General features: G+C 58.8%; 14 protein-coding genes and 3 tRNA genes. 1 reads left to right on the forward strand and 16 read right to left on the reverse strand.

Features of this window, described 5'->3' with window-relative positions; translation table 11 throughout:
• Positions 1-4 precede the first annotated feature (4 nt).
• A complete protein-coding gene (locus ACV8MC_RS02795) occupies positions 5-2,182 on the reverse strand; it encodes a DUF1631 domain-containing protein (RefSeq protein ID WP_457264390.1) in 2,178 nt (725 codons plus the stop codon).
• 266 nt (positions 2,183-2,448) lie between these two features.
• On the opposite strand from ACV8MC_RS02795, the gene nadC reads away from it, so the two are divergent.
• Entirely contained in the window at positions 2,449-3,297 is an 849-nt protein-coding gene (gene nadC, locus ACV8MC_RS02800; RefSeq protein ID WP_076565789.1) for a carboxylating nicotinate-nucleotide diphosphorylase, read from the forward strand.
• Between the two features lie 48 nt (positions 3,298-3,345).
• Here nadC and ACV8MC_RS02805 read toward each other — a convergent pair whose 3' ends face one another.
• The 15 genes from ACV8MC_RS02805 to folP form a co-directional block, all read right to left on the reverse strand.
• Positions 3,346-3,645 carry a DUF6388 family protein gene (locus ACV8MC_RS02805; protein ID WP_076565788.1) on the reverse strand — a complete coding sequence of 100 codons (300 nt, stop codon included), beginning with the start codon at positions 3,643-3,645 and terminating at the stop codon, positions 3,346-3,348.
• A gap of 229 nt (positions 3,646-3,874) precedes the next feature.
• A tRNA-Thr gene (locus tag ACV8MC_RS02810) sits at positions 3,875-3,950 on the reverse strand.
• Positions 3,951-4,139: 189 nt separating this feature from the next.
• Positions 4,140-6,245 carry a polyribonucleotide nucleotidyltransferase gene (pnp, locus tag ACV8MC_RS02815; protein WP_024011572.1) on the reverse strand — a complete coding sequence of 702 codons (2,106 nt, stop codon included), beginning with the start codon at positions 6,243-6,245 and terminating at the stop codon, positions 4,140-4,142.
• A gap of 204 nt (positions 6,246-6,449) precedes the next feature.
• The gene (gene rpsO / locus ACV8MC_RS02820; protein ID WP_016771751.1) at positions 6,450-6,719 is read right to left on the reverse strand and encodes a 30S ribosomal protein S15; all 270 of its coding nucleotides are present in this window, start codon (positions 6,717-6,719) and stop codon (positions 6,450-6,452) included.
• Positions 6,720-6,862: 143 nt separating this feature from the next.
• Complete coding sequence (truB, locus tag ACV8MC_RS02825; protein WP_150636060.1) at positions 6,863-7,780, reverse strand: tRNA pseudouridine(55) synthase TruB; 918 nt, start codon at positions 7,778-7,780, stop codon at positions 6,863-6,865.
• A 4-nt stretch (positions 7,781-7,784) separates the two neighbouring features.
• Positions 7,785-8,186: a 30S ribosome-binding factor RbfA gene (gene rbfA, locus ACV8MC_RS02830; RefSeq protein ID WP_252887304.1), complete on the reverse strand. Its 402-nt coding sequence runs from the start codon at positions 8,184-8,186 to the stop codon at positions 7,785-7,787.
• Positions 8,187-8,345: 159 nt separating this feature from the next.
• Complete coding sequence (gene infB / locus ACV8MC_RS02835) at positions 8,346-10,871, reverse strand: translation initiation factor IF-2 (RefSeq protein WP_041477933.1); 2,526 nt, start codon at positions 10,869-10,871, stop codon at positions 8,346-8,348.
• A gap of 27 nt (positions 10,872-10,898) precedes the next feature.
• On the reverse strand, positions 10,899-12,380 hold the full coding sequence (gene nusA, locus ACV8MC_RS02840; protein WP_024011569.1) for a transcription termination factor NusA: 1,482 nt from the start codon (positions 12,378-12,380) through the stop codon (positions 10,899-10,901).
• 47 nt (positions 12,381-12,427) lie between these two features.
• The gene (rimP, locus tag ACV8MC_RS02845; protein ID WP_007973115.1) at positions 12,428-12,886 is read right to left on the reverse strand and encodes a ribosome maturation factor RimP; all 459 of its coding nucleotides are present in this window, start codon (positions 12,884-12,886) and stop codon (positions 12,428-12,430) included.
• Positions 12,887-13,025: 139 nt separating this feature from the next.
• Positions 13,026-13,102 (reverse strand) — tRNA-Met (locus ACV8MC_RS02850).
• Positions 13,103-13,199: 97 nt separating this feature from the next.
• Positions 13,200-13,285, reverse strand: a tRNA-Leu gene (locus ACV8MC_RS02855).
• A 22-nt stretch (positions 13,286-13,307) separates the two neighbouring features.
• Positions 13,308-13,691 (reverse strand): preprotein translocase subunit SecG, encoded by a 384-nt coding sequence (secG, locus tag ACV8MC_RS02860; protein ID WP_457265520.1) that lies wholly within the window; start codon positions 13,689-13,691, stop codon positions 13,308-13,310.
• A 4-nt stretch (positions 13,692-13,695) separates the two neighbouring features.
• Complete coding sequence (gene tpiA / locus ACV8MC_RS02865; RefSeq protein WP_056782873.1) at positions 13,696-14,451, reverse strand: triose-phosphate isomerase; 756 nt, start codon at positions 14,449-14,451, stop codon at positions 13,696-13,698.
• Positions 14,452-14,516: 65 nt separating this feature from the next.
• Positions 14,517-15,854, reverse strand: coding sequence for a phosphoglucosamine mutase (gene glmM / locus ACV8MC_RS02870; protein ID WP_041477931.1), 1,338 nt, complete (start codon positions 15,852-15,854; stop codon positions 14,517-14,519).
• Positions 15,855-15,870: 16 nt separating this feature from the next.
• A complete protein-coding gene (folP, locus tag ACV8MC_RS02875; RefSeq protein ID WP_056782869.1) occupies positions 15,871-16,722 on the reverse strand; it encodes a dihydropteroate synthase in 852 nt (283 codons plus the stop codon).
• Positions 16,723-16,729: the final 7 nt, after the last annotated feature.

Raw genomic sequence — 16,729 nt, forward strand, 5'->3', positions numbered from 1 at the left:
GCGATCACTTGCCGCGATTGAGTCGCCGCAGGTCGCCCAGCACCGATTCCAGTGCGCGGTCGAACAGCAAGGTGTCATCCAGTGCGCGCGCGACGCCACGGCTGAAAGCCAAGGCGAGGTCGGTGCGGCTGTGTTCCAGCACCTTCGTCCCGGTGCGGTCGACGAAGACATATTTGCCGGTCTCTTCGATGATCGCGGCGAGTTTGCAACGCAAGGTCTGTTCGTCGTCTGCGTCGAACACCACCCAGTTGCCCACACGCAACTGCTCGACCTGAGACAGACCGGCATCGTCTTGCGCCAGGCGCGGCGCCGGGGTCGCTGGCGTCTGGCCGGCACTGTGCTGCAAGAGCTCGGGGGTAATTTCGATCAACGGCATGGCGCTGTGATCGGCATCGTCGGAACGCTCCAGCACGCGCACGTGCAGAGCCTCCAGCTCACCGAAAAATTCACTGGTGGCAAAGGGGTCGAACGCGGTGCTGCTCAGGCCATCGCGCAGCGACTTGAGCAAACCCGGCACCAGTGCCAGCAGGCGCAGGCTGGATTCGCCGTCGTCATGGCGCTGCACGCTCCAGACCAACTGTTCCATGGTCTGCACATCGGCATGCCATTCGGCGGACTGATCGCCGTGCTTGAGGCAGGTCAGCAACAACACTTTGCTCCAGGCCTGCTGGACGAAACTCACCACCGTCGCCGGCAGCACTTTGCCCAGTAGCGCCTGTTGCAACGCCTGCGCGACACGCCGCTGAGCCAGCTCGGCCTTCGCCCGGCCTTCCTCGGCGTCCCGCAAGCGTTGTTCCAGCAGTTCGGTGCGGCGGCGCTCTTCCTGAGTGAAGGCGAGGAAGTCGGCGAGCAGTTCGGAGAAGATCGCCGGGTCATCCACAAAATCACTCAGCAAGCGCTGCACCACTTGTTCGATGCGCACGTATAGGTTGTCGCGCTCAGCGCCGTCGCAATCGCTCCAGCCCATTGCGGCCTCGGCGATTTCGTTGAGCAGGCGCCGCGCCGGGTGCGTGCTGCGGCTGAAGAAACTCTTGTCCAACACCGCAACCTTGAGCATCGGAATCTGCAATCGGCCGATCAGCGCCTTGAGCGCATCGGGCACATTGCGATCGTCGAGGATGCAGTCGAAAACCATGGCGATCAGGTTGATCACATCTTCGTCGGCAGTCGCGACAACGCGGGACCTGCCGCTTCTGACGCTGACCCGGGTCAGCAACTGTTCGAGCTGATGACGCAGATCGAAATCTTCCTGAGCCTCGAGCGCCGGTACGTATTGCTGCAAGTGCGACAACAACCGCAGCAGGTCGCGGGTGTTGATCGGATGCGCCGGTGCGCCGGGCTCCAGTGTCGGTGTGACGCGGCCGCGGACCTGGGCGAGCAATTGCTGCATCGCGGCGAACACTTCCTCGATGCCTTCGTCCGCTGGCGGCTCGTCGAGATCTTCAATCAATGTGTCGCTGTCCGCAGGCTCGACCATGCGACGAGCCACGGCGGGTTTCAGATGTGGCAACACGCCGGTGGCGAGCAACAGCTGATTGGCCTCGCCATACAACTGTTCGGTGTCAGCCAGCACATAGCGTTCGAACAGCTTGAGCAGGATCAGCTTGACCTTGATCTCGACGCCGAGGTTACGCCCGGCCTGCAGGAAATATTCGCACAGCATGGCCGGACTCAGCGGGTTGTGCTGATCGTCCAGACGCTTGCCGAGCATCGAGCTGAAGCGTGCGGTGAGTTGATCGAGAGCGAAGCCGTCGCGCTTGAGCACACGGCTGACCATGGTCTGCACGGCGACGGTACGCTCCATGGCATCGGTGCGCGGCGCCGACTCTTCGACCACCGGCGTGCGTGGCAGTGTGTTGGCGGCGGGGTCGTATTGGGTAAGGCCGGCGAAGGCTTCAAAGAACAGTTCCAGAAAGCCGCGCTCGATGTTTTTGCGTTTGAGGCGCAGGTCGCGCATGGCTTCGAAAAAGATGTTCTGATCGACGTCGTTGCGCGCCCGGTCGGCCATTTCGAACAGCGTGTCGTCGGCGTTATCGAACAGCTCCTGCAAATCGTGGCGCAGCTGCTGCGCAGCCTTGTCGCGAACCTGCAGCAGAATCACCGGCAAGCGGGCAAGCGGCGAGTGGTCCGCCAGATCGGCAGTCGCCCGGTGCAAAGGCACCACTTTCCCGTCGTTGCGCATCCAAGCCTCCTGGAACGGTGATTCGGTTCGTCGCTTTGACACTGCCCAACTGGACTCGTTCGTCAAAGCCATGACGTCAAATACAAGGCGGATTATCTGGCAAAACAGGCCAGCGATGCTATAGGCCTCAGGGTTTCCCCTATACGCCATACACCTCGCACTCAGCGCAGGAAAATCGACCAGATGCGTCAGGCACGAACGTTCTCGCCTTGGGTTGGCTCGCGCCCTGCCCCTATAATCGAACCACTTTGTTTGTGGAGTCCGTTATGCCGAATCTACGTCTCGCCGATCTGACCGCCGAAATCGAAAACAACGTGCGCCGTGCGTTGCTCGAAGACGTCGGCAGCGGCGACATCACCGCGCAACTGATCCCGGCCGAACGCCTGGCCAAAGCCACCATCATCACCCGTGACGACGCCGTCATCTGCGGCACCGCGTGGGTCGATGCGGTGTTTCGCCAGCTCGATCCGCGCGTGGCGGTGCATTGGCAAGTGGTCGACGGCCAGCGGGTCAAAGCCAATCAGCCGCTGTTTCACCTGGAAGGCCCGGCGCGCTCACTGCTGACCGGTGAACGCAGCGCGTTGAACTTCCTGCAGTTGCTGTCCGGCGTAGCGACGCGCGCGCAGTACCTGGCGGACTTCGTCGGCGAGACGCAGGTCAAGTTGCTCGACACGCGCAAAACCTTGCCGGGCCTGCGGATGGCGCAGAAATACGCAGTGACCTGCGGCGGCTGTCACAACCACCGGATCGGTCTCTACGATGCCTTCCTGATCAAGGAAAACCACATCGCCGCCAGTGGTGGCATCGCCGAAGCCGTGGCCGCCGCACACAAGATCGCCCCGGGCAAACCGGTGGAAATCGAAGTGGAAAGTCTTGAGGAATTGAAGCAAGCGCTGGAAGCCGGCGCCGACATCATCATGCTCGACGAACTGAGCCTGGATGACATGCGCGAAGCCGTACGCCTGACGGCCGGCAAAGCAAAACTGGAAGCCAGCGGCGGCATCAACGAAAGCACGCTGCTGCCGATCGCCGAAACGGGCGTGGATTACATCTCGATTGGCGCGATGACCAAGGATGTCAAAGCGGTGGATCTGTCGATGCGCTTGAGCCTCTGAGCATTCGCGCAAGAAGAAACGCCAGCCTGTTGAGGCTGGCGTTTTAGTTCAGACCACCAGATTATTCATCTCGCAGTACTCTTCCCACTCGACACCCAATACTTCTGCCGCTTCCTTGTGCAGCACGAGGCGCTGCGCCTCGAACTCCTCTGGCGTGCTCGTGTACTTGAGCGTCAGCTCCCACGGCTGCAAGCCCTGCGCTTCGGCTTCGTCTTCGAAGGCCCACTGGATCTGGTCTTTTTGATCATCGGGACTCAGGTCCTTGATCTCATCCTTCAGGTCCGGCACATCCAGAAGGTATTTTTCCAGCGCTTGTTCGTGGCGTTGCTCTTGGGTCAATTCAGTCATGGGGTTCTCGCTGATCTTAGGAATGGAGGATGGATCTGGATCATCAAGGATCTCTCTGACGCGGACTGGCCGGCCTTCGGAACCATTCGGGATCATCTGAAAACTGCTAAGCGATGCTCATGCAGGCACCGAATATAGGACGTTTGCATGACGAATTACACGGCTCTTTACATCTCTTGCACAAAAAGCTGACCTGCGGAACATGAATCGACGTGGCACGCTGAGGAGTTGGTGCCCGAGACAGGAATCGAACCTGCGACCTTCGCGTTACGAGTGCGCTGCTCTACCGGCTGAGCTACACGGGCGGTGGGCTAAACCTAGCACCGGTCTCGAGCTGCGGCAAATTTGTGGGTTGTCTGATGGTTTTCTTTTGAGAACCACATTTGTGGCGAGGGGATAAATCCCCTCGCCACAATTTCTTTATTTCAGATAAAAAAATGCCCCCGCCGTTTGCACGGCGGGGGCATCTTCATTGCGCTAAAGCGTTGGGGTGATTAAACGCCCGAAGCCTTGGCAGCTGCCACGTCTTTGATGGACAGCTTGATACGGCCGCGGTTGTCCACGTCCAGTACCAGCACTTCCACTTCCTGGCCTTCCTTCAGGATGTCGGTGACTTTCTCAACGCGAGCGTCGCTCAGCATCGAGATGTGCACCAGACCGTCCTTGCCCGGCAGGATGTTGACGAATGCGCCGAAGTCGACGATGCGCTCAACCTTGCCGACGTAGATCTTGCCGATCTCGGCTTCTGCCGTGATGCTCAGAACGCGCTGACGAGCAGCTTCTGCGGCATCCTTGGTTTCGCCGAAGATCTTGATCGAACCGTCGTCTTCGATGTCGATCGAAGCCTTGGTTTCTTCGCAGATCGCACGGATGGTCGCGCCACCTTTACCGATAACGTCACGGATCTTGTCGGTGTCGATCTTCATCGCGATCATGGTCGGAGCGTTGGCCGACAGCTCGGTACGCGATTGGCCAATGATCTGGTTCATCTGGCCGAGGATGTTCAGGCGCGCTTCAAGGGCCTGGCCCAGAGCGATTTCCATGATCTCTTCGGTGATGCCCTTGATCTTGATGTCCATCTGCAGCGCAGTAACGCCTTTGGCGGTACCGGCTACCTTGAAGTCCATGTCGCCCAGGTGATCTTCGTCGCCGAGGATGTCGGTCAGGACGGCGAACTTCTCGCCTTCTTTAACCAGACCCATGGCGATACCGGCTACCGGTGCCTTCATCGGTACACCAGCGTCCATCAGTGCCAGGGAAGCACCGCACACGGAAGCCATCGAGCTCGAACCGTTGGATTCGGTGATTTCCGACACCACGCGGATGGTGTACGGGAACACGTCAGCGGCTGGCAGCATGGCCGAAACCGAACGACGGGCCAGACGGCCGTGACCGATTTCGCGACGACCGGCGCCACCCATGCGACCACACTCGCCTACCGAGAACGGCGGGAAATTGTAGTGAAGCATGAACGGGTCTTTCTTTTCACCTTCCAGGGTGTCCAGCAGTTGCGCGTCACGGGCGGTGCCCAGTGTTGCAACAACCAGTGCCTGGGTCTCGCCACGGGTGAACAGAGCCGAACCGTGAGTCTTCGGCAGAACGCCGACTTCGATGTTCAGCGGACGTACAGTCTTGGTGTCGCGACCGTCGATACGTGGCTTGCCGTTAACGATGTTTTCGCGAACGGTGCGGTATTCGATTTCGCCGAAGGCTGCTTTGACTTCAGCAGCGCTTGGCTGGCCTTCCTCACCGGACAGCTTGGCGACCACTTGGTCCTTCAGCTCACCCAGGCGAGCGTAACGGTCGGCCTTGATGGTGATGGTGTAAGCCTGGGAGATCGCTTCGCCGAACTCGGCACGGATAGCGCCCAGCAGTTCGGTGGCTTCTGGCGCAGGAGCCCAGTTCCAGGTTGGCTTGGCAGCTTCGGCAGCCAGTTCTTTAACAGCGTTGATCACAACCTGGAATTCGTCGTGAGCGAACAGTACCGCGCCCAGCATCTGGTCTTCGGTCAGCTCTTTGGCTTCCGATTCAACCATCAGCACGGCGTCGGAAGTACCGGCAACGACCATGTCCAGGCTCGAAGCGGCCTGCTGCTCGTAAGTCGGGTTCAGCAGGTAGCCGGTGCTTTCGTGGAAAGCCACGCGAGCGGCGCCGATCGGGCCGTCGAATGGAATGCCGGAAATGGCCAGGGCAGCCGAGGTACCGATCATCGCAGCGATGTCCGGATCGGTCTTCTTGCTGGTGGAAACGACGGTGCAGACAACCTGCACTTCGTTCATGAAGCCTTCTGGGAACAGCGGACGGATCGGACGGTCGATCAGTCGGGAAGTCAGGGTTTCTTTCTCGGAAGGACGGCCTTCACGCTTGAAGAAACCGCCAGGGATCTTACCGGCGGCGTAAGTCTTTTCCTGGTAGTGCACGGACAGAGGGAAGAAACCCTTGCCCGGATCGGCTTGCTTTGCACCGACAACAGTCACCAACACGCTGACGTCGTCGTCAACGGTGACCAATACTGCGCCGGAGGCCTGACGGGCGATACGGCCTGTCTCGAGGGTAACGGTCGATTGACCGAACTGGAATTTTTTGATTACCGGGTTCACGGTGTCCTACCTTCTTTGTGGCTCTTGGGGGAAACGGTTTCTTGCGAATTCTTGGGCAATCTCGGGAATCGGCCCGATGGCAATTGTCCGGGTGCTACAGGTAAAGCCATGCTGCAGATAAAACTTGAGGCTGGGAGCCTGCAAGACGCCAGCGGAAAACCGCTGACGCCCGACAGACCACCAACCTCATAGCGCAATCGCTGATTAGCGACGCAGACCCAGGCGAGCGATCAGCGCGGCGTACCGGCTTACGTCCTTGCCTTTCAGGTAGTCCAGCAGCTTGCGACGCTGGTTAACCATGCGGATCAGACCACGACGGGAGTGGTGATCTTTACCGTTGGCCTTGAAGTGACCTTGCAGTTTGTTGATGTTGGCGGTCAGCAGTGCAACCTGCACTTCTGGCGAACCAGTGTCACCAACAGCTTGCTGGTAGTCAGCAACGATTTGAGCTTTTTCTTGAACGTCGAGAGCCATGAGGCAATCCTTCCTTATCAGGAAACTGTTTCAGGGAAACAGCTTCAACAGGCCAGGGACAAATCCCTGTATCTATAAATGAGTAGTGACCATGCCTGTTAACAGCCACACTCGCCGGCCCGCTTAACGCAGACCGGTTCCGGTCATTCTGACCGAATCAAGCGACGCGGCGCGATGCGCCCGTCTTCGCTCACTTCACCGATACCGATGAAGCGACCATTGTGATCCTGTACTCGTACCATGCCGAACTTCGGTGCATCCGGGGCACGTACCGGCTGGCCGTTGAGCCAGTAGAACGCGCTCGCTTCCGAGAAGTGCAGCAACGGCCAATCCTGCAGGCCGCTGTCCGATGGCATCAGGAAGCGATCGATCGCTTCGTTGCCGCCTTCGGCATGTACCGCTTCCAGCTCTTCGAGAGTAACAGTCTGCGCCAGGGTGAAAGGCCCGGCCTGGGTCCGACGCAATTCTGCGACGTACGCACCACAACCGAGTTGCTCACCGATATCCTCCACCAGGGTCCGAATATAGGTGCCCTTGCTGCAGTCCACCGCAAGCCGCGCAGTATCGCCTTCGAAGGCCAGCAATTCCAAGCGCGCAATAGTAACAGAACGCGGTTCGCGCTCCACTACTTCGCCTGCACGTGCCAGTTTGTACAGCGGCTGGCCATCACGCTTGAGTGCCGAGTACATCGGCGGTATCTGACTGATTTGCCCACGAAATTTCGGCAGAACCGCTTCGACATCGGCGCGACCAACGGTCACCGGACGCTCCTGCAAAACCTCACCTTCGGCATCGGCCGTGGTGGTGGTCTTGCCCAGTTGCGCCAGGGTCTCATAGCCCTTGTCGGAATCGAGCAGGTATTGCGAGAACTTGGTCGCCTCGCCGAAGCACAGCGGCAACACGCCGGTGGCCAACGGGTCAAGGCTGCCGGTGTGTCCGGCCTTCTCGGCATTGAGCAGCCAGCGCACTTTCTGCAAGGCAGCGTTGGAGGTGAACCCCAACGGCTTGTCGAGCAGAATGATGCCGCTGACGTTACGACGGATACGTTTGACCTGAGCCACCGAATTACTCCTTGGAGTCTTCAGGTGCTGGAGCGGCAACGTGCTGATTGTCTTCAGCGACGGCGCGCTCGATCAGCGCCGACAGGTGCGCGCCACGCACGACGGATTCGTCGTAGTGGAAGTGCAGTTGCGGCACGCTGCGCAGCTTCATTTCGCGGGCCAATTGCATGCGCAGGAAGCCTGCGGCGGCATTGAGCACCTTGATGCTTTGCGCGATGTCTTCAGCGTTGTCCTGACCCATCACGGTAATGAAAATCTTCGCGTGACCGACGTCACGGGACACTTCCACAGCAGTGATGGTGACCAGACCGACGCGCGGGTCTTTGACTTCGCGACGGATCAGTTGCGCCAGCTCGCGCTGCATCTGATCGCCGATACGTTGGGTACGGCTGTATTCTTTTGCCATGATTTGTTACCTGTTACTGCCCAGCGGTGAAACCCGCAAGGTCTGAAAGCGGCAAACGCCCGGCCTGACAAAAGCCAGACCGGGCGTTGCGTTTAGAGTCCGGACGCTGTGCCGTGCATTTGCATGCGACGGCCCATCGTGGCCCTTGAAGTGCGCGAGTCAGAGGCTGCGAGCAACCTGAACCTTCTCGAAGACTTCGATCTTGTCGCCGACTTTGACGTCGTTGTAGCTCTTCACGCCGATACCGCATTCCATGCCGGCACGTACTTCGGAAGCGTCATCCTTGAAGCGGCGCAGGGATTCCAGCTCGCCTTCGAAGATAACGATGTCTTCACGCAGTACACGGATCGGACGGTTACGGTGCACGACACCTTCGATCACCATGCAACCGGCGATCGCGCCAAACTTCGGCGAACGGAACACGTCACGCACTTCGGCGACACCCAGGATGTTCTCGCGAACATCGCTGCCGAGCATGCCGGTCAGGGCTTTCTTGACGTCTTCGATGATGTCGTAGATCACGTTGTAGTAACGCATATCCAGACCTTCCTGCTCGACGATCTTGCGAGCGCCGGCATCGGCACGCACGTTGAAGCCGAACAGTACAGCGTTGGAAGCCAGTGCCAGGTTGGCGTCGGATTCGGTGATACCACCGACACCGCCACCCACGACGCGCACTTGTACTTCGTCGTTGCCCAGGCCATTCAAGGCACCGTTCAACGCTTCCAGCGAACCACGGACGTCGGATTTGAGGACGATGTTGAGCGTCTTCTTCTCGGCCTGACCCATGTTTTCGAAGATGTTTTCCAGCTTGCCGGCGTGAGCGCGAGCCAGTTTGACTTCGCGGAACTTGCCTTGACGGAACAGAGCCACTTCACGGGCTTTCTTCTCGTCGGCAACCACGCTCATCTCGTCGCCAGCGTCCGGCGTACCGTCCAGGCCGAGGATCTCGACAGGGATGGATGGACCGGCTTCCTTGATCGGCTTGCCGTTCTCGTCGAGCATGGCACGTACACGGCCGTAGTTCGAACCGACCAGGACCATGTCGCCTTGACGCAGCGTACCGTCCTGAACGAGCACGGTTGCCACCGGGCCACGACCCTTGTCGAGACGCGATTCAACCACCACACCACGGCCAGGAGCCGACGGTGTAGCTTTCAGTTCGAGAACTTCGGCCTGCAGCAGAACGGCTTCAAGCAGCTCGTCCACGCCAGTACCCATCTTCGCCGAAACCGGTACGAATGGCGTGTCGCCACCCCAGTCTTCGGAAGTCACGCCGTGAACCGACAGTTCGCTGCGGATGCGATCGAGATCAGCGCCCGGCTTGTCGATCTTGTTCACTGCAACCACCAGCGGCACGCCAGCTGCCTGCGCATGCTGAACCGCTTCGATAGTTTGCGGCATCACGCCGTCGTCCGCTGCAACCACGAGGATCACGATGTCGGTCGCCTTGGCACCACGGGCACGCATTGCGGTAAACGCAGCGTGACCCGGGGTGTCGAGGAAAGTGACCATGCCGCGATCAGTCTCAACGTGGTACGCACCGATATGCTGGGTGATACCGCCGGCTTCGCCAGCAGCTACCTTGGCACGACGGATGTAGTCGAGCAGGGAAGTCTTACCGTGGTCAACGTGGCCCATTACGGTCACGACTGGTGCACGGGAGAACGACTCACCTTCAAACTTCAGGGACTCGGCCAGGGAATCTTCCAGAGCGGTGTCGCTGACCAGGGTCACTTTGTGGCCCAGTTCTTCGGCTACCAGTTGAGCAGTTTCCTGATCAAGCACCTGGTTGATGGTCGCTGGGGTACCCAGTTTGAACATGAACTTGATGATTTCAGCAGCCTTGACCGACATCTGATTGGCCAGATCGCCAACCGTGATGGTCTCGCCGATCTGCACATCACGCACGACAGGGCCGGTCGGGCTCTGGAAACCGTGGGCGTTGCGTTTCTTCAGCTTGGCCTTGCCGCGACCACCACGACGGAAGCCATCGCTTTCTTCGTCGGTAGTGCGTGGCGCCACACGTGGTGCCGGGGCTTTTTCTTTGACCGATGCGCGATGCGGAGCGTTTTTGCGCTCGCCATCACCGCCACCGCTGCGACGATTGTTATCGTCGGCACGTGGCTTGTCCGGACGGCGCTGTTCGTTCTGCTTGTTGCGAACGTCAGCCGATGGAGCAGGAGCAGCAGCCACCGGTGCGCTTTCGCGAACAGGTTCGGCAGCAGCCGGTGCCGCAACGGCGTCGCTGGCAGCGGTTTGCGCAGCAGCAGGCTGGCGACGCGCTTCTTCTTCGGCGCGCTGCTTGGCTTCTTCTTCAGCCTTCTGACGGGCAGCATTTTCTACTGCGCGACGCTCATCCAGTTCACGCTTGCGCTCGGCTTCGATTTCTTCCGGGCTGCGCTGTACGAAAACTTTCTTCTTGCGAACTTCAACGCTGATGCTCTTGCTACCAGCCACACGCAGGGTGCTGGTGGTTTTACGCTGCAGCGTGATCTTGCGTGGTTCTTCCACTTTCGCCTTGTGACTGCTCTTCAAGTGAGTCAGCAGGGATTGCTTCTCACTGTCAGTCACATTTTCGTCGGCGGCGGTGTGCGGCAGACCTGCCTCACGCATCTGCTGCAACAGGCGCTCTACCGGTGTTTTGACCTCATCGGCCAGTTGTTTCACCGTGACTTGCGTCATGCACTTCTCTCCTCAGGCCGCGCCTAATTACTCGAACCAGTGGGCTCGGGCGGCCATGATCAACTTGCCGGCACGATCATCGTCAATGCCGTCGATGTCGAGCAGGTCGTCAATAGACTGCTCGGCCAGGTCTTCGCGGGTAATTACGCCGCGCACCGCCAGTTCCATCGCCAAATCCTTGTCCATACCCTCAAGCGAGAGCAGGTCTTCGGCCGGATGGGCGTCTGCCAGCTTTTCCTCAGTAGCGATGGCTTTGGTCAACAAGCGATCCTTGGCGCGAGCACGAAGCTCGTTGACGATGTCCTCGTCAAAGCCGTCGATGTTGAGCATCTCCTCCACCGGTACGTAGGCAATCTCTTCCAGGCTGGTGAAACCTTCATCTACCAGCACCTGAGCCAGTTCTTCGTCGACTTCCAGCTCGTCGATGAAGTTGCGCAGGATGTCGCCGGTTTCTGCTTGCTGCTTAGCCTGGATGTCCGATTCGGTCATCACGTTCAGGGTCCAGCCAGTCAACTGGCTCGCCAGACGCACGTTCTGACCACCGCGACCGATGGCCTGAGCCAGATTGTCTGCGCCAACGGCGATGTCCATGGCATGGGCATCTTCGTCAACGATAATTGCCGCAACCTCGGCCGGGGACATGGCGTTGATCACGAACTGGGCCGGGTTGTCGTCCCACAGCACGATATCAACACGCTCACCGCCCAACTCACCCGATACCGCCTGAACGCGCGAACCGCGCATACCGATGCAGGCACCTTGTGGGTCGATGCGTTTGTCCTTGGAACGGACGGCGATCTTGGCACGCGAACCCGGATCACGGGAGGCTGCCATGACCTCGATGAGGCCTTCGGCGATTTCCGGCACTTCAATACGGAACAGCTCGATCAGCATTTCCGGCGCGGTACGCGACAGGATCAGCTGCGGGCCGCGGTTCTCGGTGCGGATTTCCTTGAGCAGCGCACGCAAACGCACGCCGACACGGAAGGTTTCGCGAGAAATGATGTCTTCACGGGCCAGCAATGCTTCAGCATTGTTGCCCAGATCGACGATCACGTTGTCGCGGGTAACTTTTTTCACGGTGCCAGAGATGATTTCTCCCAGGCGCTCGCGATAGGCGTCGACCACTTGAGCGCGCTCGGCTTCGCGAACTTTCTGCACGATAACCTGCTTGGCAGTCTGTGCAGCGATGCGGCCGAACTCGATGGATTCGATTTTCTCTTCGACGACGTCACCGACCTTGGCACCAGGATGCGTTTCGGCAACCTTGCTTGGCCAGGTCTCGATGGCCGGATCGTCGAGATCATTCTCTTCGACGACCGTCCAGCGACGGAAGGTTTCGTAAGAACCGGTGTGGCGGTTGATTTCCACACGCAGGTCCACTTCGTCTTCAAAACGCTTTTTGGTAGCAGTGGCCAGAGCCAGCTCCAGCGCTTCAAAAATTACGCTTGCCGGTACACCCTTTTCATTGGATACCGACTCAACAACCAGCAGTACTTCTTTGCTCATCGTACGCCTCGCCTTTCGCAAGCCATTGGATCCGCGGGATCCGCGTCTCAGTCAAAACTGGGAATAATGTTGGCCTTGTCGATCATATCGATCGGCAACAGGAACTCGTGGTCTTCTACCTGCACCACGACGTCCTGCTCTTCTACACCGCGCAGAAGGCCCTGAAAGTTGCGTCGACCTTCGAAAGGCGAACGCAGCTTGATCTTCACTTGTTCACCGGCAAATTTGGCAAACTGCTCAAGAGTGAACAGCGGGCGCTCCATGCCAGGCGAGGAAACTTCAAGGGTGTATTCAACGGAGATCGGATCTTCAACATCCAGAACGCCGCTGATCTGACGGCTGACAATGGCGCAATCGTCCACCAGCACGCCACCCTCTTTATCGATATAAACGCGCAACATCGAGTGACGACCCTGAGCCGAAAACTCGATACCCCAGCATTCATAGCCCAGGGCCACGACCACCGGGGCCAGCAAGGCCTGCAACTCTTCTAGCTTGCTCGACACCTGAACCCCCTAGTGCATGATATGTGCATGCTTTGCAAAATAAAAAAATGGGCATAACGCCCATCCTTGAAACGCCGTCGAACAGCGGCGCTGAAAGTATCCAGCTAACAAAAAGCCCCTTAAAAGGGGCTCCTGAAACTGGTTGCGGGGGCCGGATTTGAACCGACGACCTTCGGGTTATGAGCCCGACGAGCTACCAGACTGCTCCACCCCGCGACAAAGCTGGGGCGGAAGTATACGACCGATCCCTTTTAGGGTCAATGTAACCTTCCACCTGCAAGAAAGCCCGCAACAGCGGGCTCTCCTGACTAATTGGTACCGAGAAGGGGACTCGAACCCCTACACCCTATGGGCACAACCACCTCAAGGTTGCGTGTCTACCAATTCCACCACCTCGGCAATACTACGTTTGAAACCCTTCTTACTTCTGCTCTTGAGCTGGAGGCACGTCAGTCGCTGGAGTAGTCGACTTTTGCTCTTGAAGCACCGGGACATCATCAGAAGCCGGTTGTTGCTTAGGTACTTCCAACACTGCTGGATCTGGAAGACCTGCTTGAGTCAGCTGATGAGCTTTCTCTTTAGCAAAGTAACCTAACCCCAAGCTGGTTATGAAGAAACCGGCGGCAAGTATAGCAGTAAACTTACTAAGAAAGGTAGAGGAACCTTGGCTTCCGAACACAGTATTTGAAGCACCTGCTCCGAAAGACGCGCCAGCGTCCGCACCCTTACCCTGCTGCAGCAAAACCAGAGCAACTACGCCCAATGCACCCAGCAGATGAAAAACGACTACGACTGTTTCCAGCATTTTTTCAGTTTCCCGCGGCGCGACAAATCGCACCGAACTCATCTGCATTCAGGGAAGCTCCACCAATGAGCCCCCCATCGATATCCGGCATGCCGAACAGTTCGACCGCATTGGCCGCCTTCACGCTGCCGCCGTATAGAAGCCGCACACCTCGTGCGACTTCAGAATTCTCTGCCGCCAACTGCTCGCGAATGGCCTTATGCACATCCTGAGCCTGTTGCGGCGTTGCAGTCAGCCCGGTACCAATGGCCCAGACCGGCTCGTATGCAATCACTGCCTTGGCAAAGGCACCGACACCCAGCTCCTCGATGATGCTGCCCAGCTGACGCCCGACAACTTCAAGAGTTTTTCCGGCTTCGCGCTGCTCGAGGGTTTCCCCTACACACAACACCGGAGTCAAGCCACATGCCTGTGCCGCTGCGAACTTGCGATTCAGCATCCCGTCTCGCTCGCCCATAATCTGGCGGCGTTCGGAGTGCCCGACAAGCACCAGGGAACAACCTGCATCCACCAGCTGGCTGGGAGCAATCTCACCAGTCAACGCACCTTGCATGGCTTCCACCGCAGAATTCTGCGCGCCGACCGAAATCGACTTGCCTTTCAAGCCATCAATCACTTGATTGATATACAAGCAAGGCGGGAACACCGCGACATCAACACCGCTAGGCAAGGCCAGATGACGAAGGCCGTTGATCAGCTCAGCGACGCTGGCGCGGGTACCGTGCATCTTCCAGTTACCAGCTACCATAGGGCGACGCATGCTGTACCTCGTCGGTCAAAGTGGGCGCAGATGTTACCCAACACAATCATGGCTTGCAAGCCGTATCAGGCAGAAACTTCGGTTACCAGTTTTGCCAGCTCTTCGGCATAGCCGCGAACCTGGTTTTCGTCCTCGCCTTCGACCATTACGCGCACCAGAGGCTCTGTGCCGGACTTGCGCAGAAGCACGCGACCGCGCCCCGCCATCGCCTGAGTTACACGGGCACTGGCTTCCTTGACAGCCGGATGCTCCAGCGGGCTTTCACCGCCGCCAAAGCGAACGTTGATCAGCACCTGAGGGCACTTGCGCAACGCCTGACGCGTTTGCGCCAGACCTTCGTTGCGGGATTTCAGAGCCATCAACACCTGCAGAGCCGCGATGATCGCATCGCCCGTGGTGGTATGGTTGAAGCAGACCACATGCCCGGAGTTTTCCCCACCAACGAGCCAGTTGCGCTCTTGCAGTTCGGCAATCACGTAGCGGTCACCGACATTGGCGCGAACGAACGGGATCGACAGATCCGCAAGGGCCAGTTCGAGACCAAGATTGCTCATCAACGTACCGACGACGCCACCCTGCAACTTGCCACGCTCATGCAGATCGCGGGCAATGATAAACAGCAGGTCGTCACCATCAACAATGGCGCCGGTGTGATCGACCATCAGTACCCGATCGCCATCACCGTCGAAGGCGATACCCAGGTCCGCATGCTCAGCCAGAACGGCGGCCTGCAACGGCCCCATATGCGTGGAACCGCAGTTATCGTTGATGTTCAACCCATTCGGCTGGGCAGATAGCACGACAACTTCGGCACCCAGCTCACGGAAGACGCTAGGTGCAACCTTATAAGTCGCACCATGCGCGCAGTCGATGACGATCTTCAGGCCGGCGAAATTGGAGCCAGTAGGAACGCTGCTTTTGCAGAACTCGATGTAGCGACCCGATGCGTCATTGATTCGCGACACCTTGCCGATCTTGCTCGACTCGACAACGGTCATCGGCGTGTCGAGCAATTCTTCGATCATCAACTCCAACTCATCCGGCAGCTTGGTGCCTTTACCGGAGAAGAACTTGATGCCGTTGTCATCATGCGGGTTGTGCGAGGCACTTATCACGATACCGGCTTCAGCCTGGAACGTACGCGACAGATAAGCGATGGCAGGCGTCGGCATCGGGCCGAGCAGCATCACATCGGCGCCCGCCGAGGTCAGCCCGGCCTCGAGTGCCGATTCGAACATATAACCGGAGATCCGCGTGTCCTTGCCGACCAGCACCTTGCAGGCCCCCATCTTGCGGAAAGCCATACCAGCCGCCCAGCCGAGCTTGAGCATGAAGTCAGGCGTGATCGGGTATTCACCAACACGACCGCGAATGCCGTCGGTACCAAAATATTTCTTGCTCATAAGTGCTCCATCATTCTTATTCGGCTGATTCAACGGCCGCGATCATTCGCACAACATCGACGGTTTCCGCCACATCGTGGACGCGCAATATACGTGCGCCTTTAACTGACGCCAGCGCCGCCAGCGCCAGTCCGCCGTGCAGGCGCTCGCCCACGGGACGGTTCAACGCGTGGCCAATCATACTCTTGCGCGAAACACCTACCAGCAATGGCCGTCCCAGCGCATGCAAAGCCTCCATGTGTTTGAACAAGCTTAGATTGTGCTGCAAGGTCTTGGCGAAGCCGAAGCCGGGATCAAGAATGATCCGCTCGGCGGGAATACCCGCCTGGGCGCACTGATCCATGCGCTCGGCGAGAAACTCGCCGACCTCGCGAGTAACATCCTGATACTGCGGATTATCCTGCATATCGCCCGGTTCGCCGAGCATGTGCATGAGGCAGACCGGCAATCCGGTAGCCGCCGCCGCATCCAGCGCGCCATCGCGACGCAACGAACGCACATCGTTGATCAGGCCGGCACCGAGCCGTGCGGTTTCGCGCATGACTGCCGGGGTGGAAGTATCGACCGAGATGATGACATCCAACTCGCGATTGATCAGCTCGACAATCGGCGCGACGCGCTCAAGTTCCTCCAGAGGAGAGACCGCTCGCGCACCCGGCCGGGTCGACTCGCCGCCGACATCAATCAGCGTCGCGCCAGCCAGCACCATGGCTTCGGCATGGCGCAGCGCCGCATCGAGCTGGCTGTAGCGGCCGCCGTCGGAAAAGGAATCAGGAGTGACATTGAGAATGCCCATGACATGCGTCTGGGCCAAATCAAGAACCCGGTTGCCACAAGGCAACCGGGTCAGGGACTGTACAGAAGTCATTTCAAGC

It is taken from the genome of Pseudomonas sp. PK-RTE-24 (genome assembly GCF_054052265.1).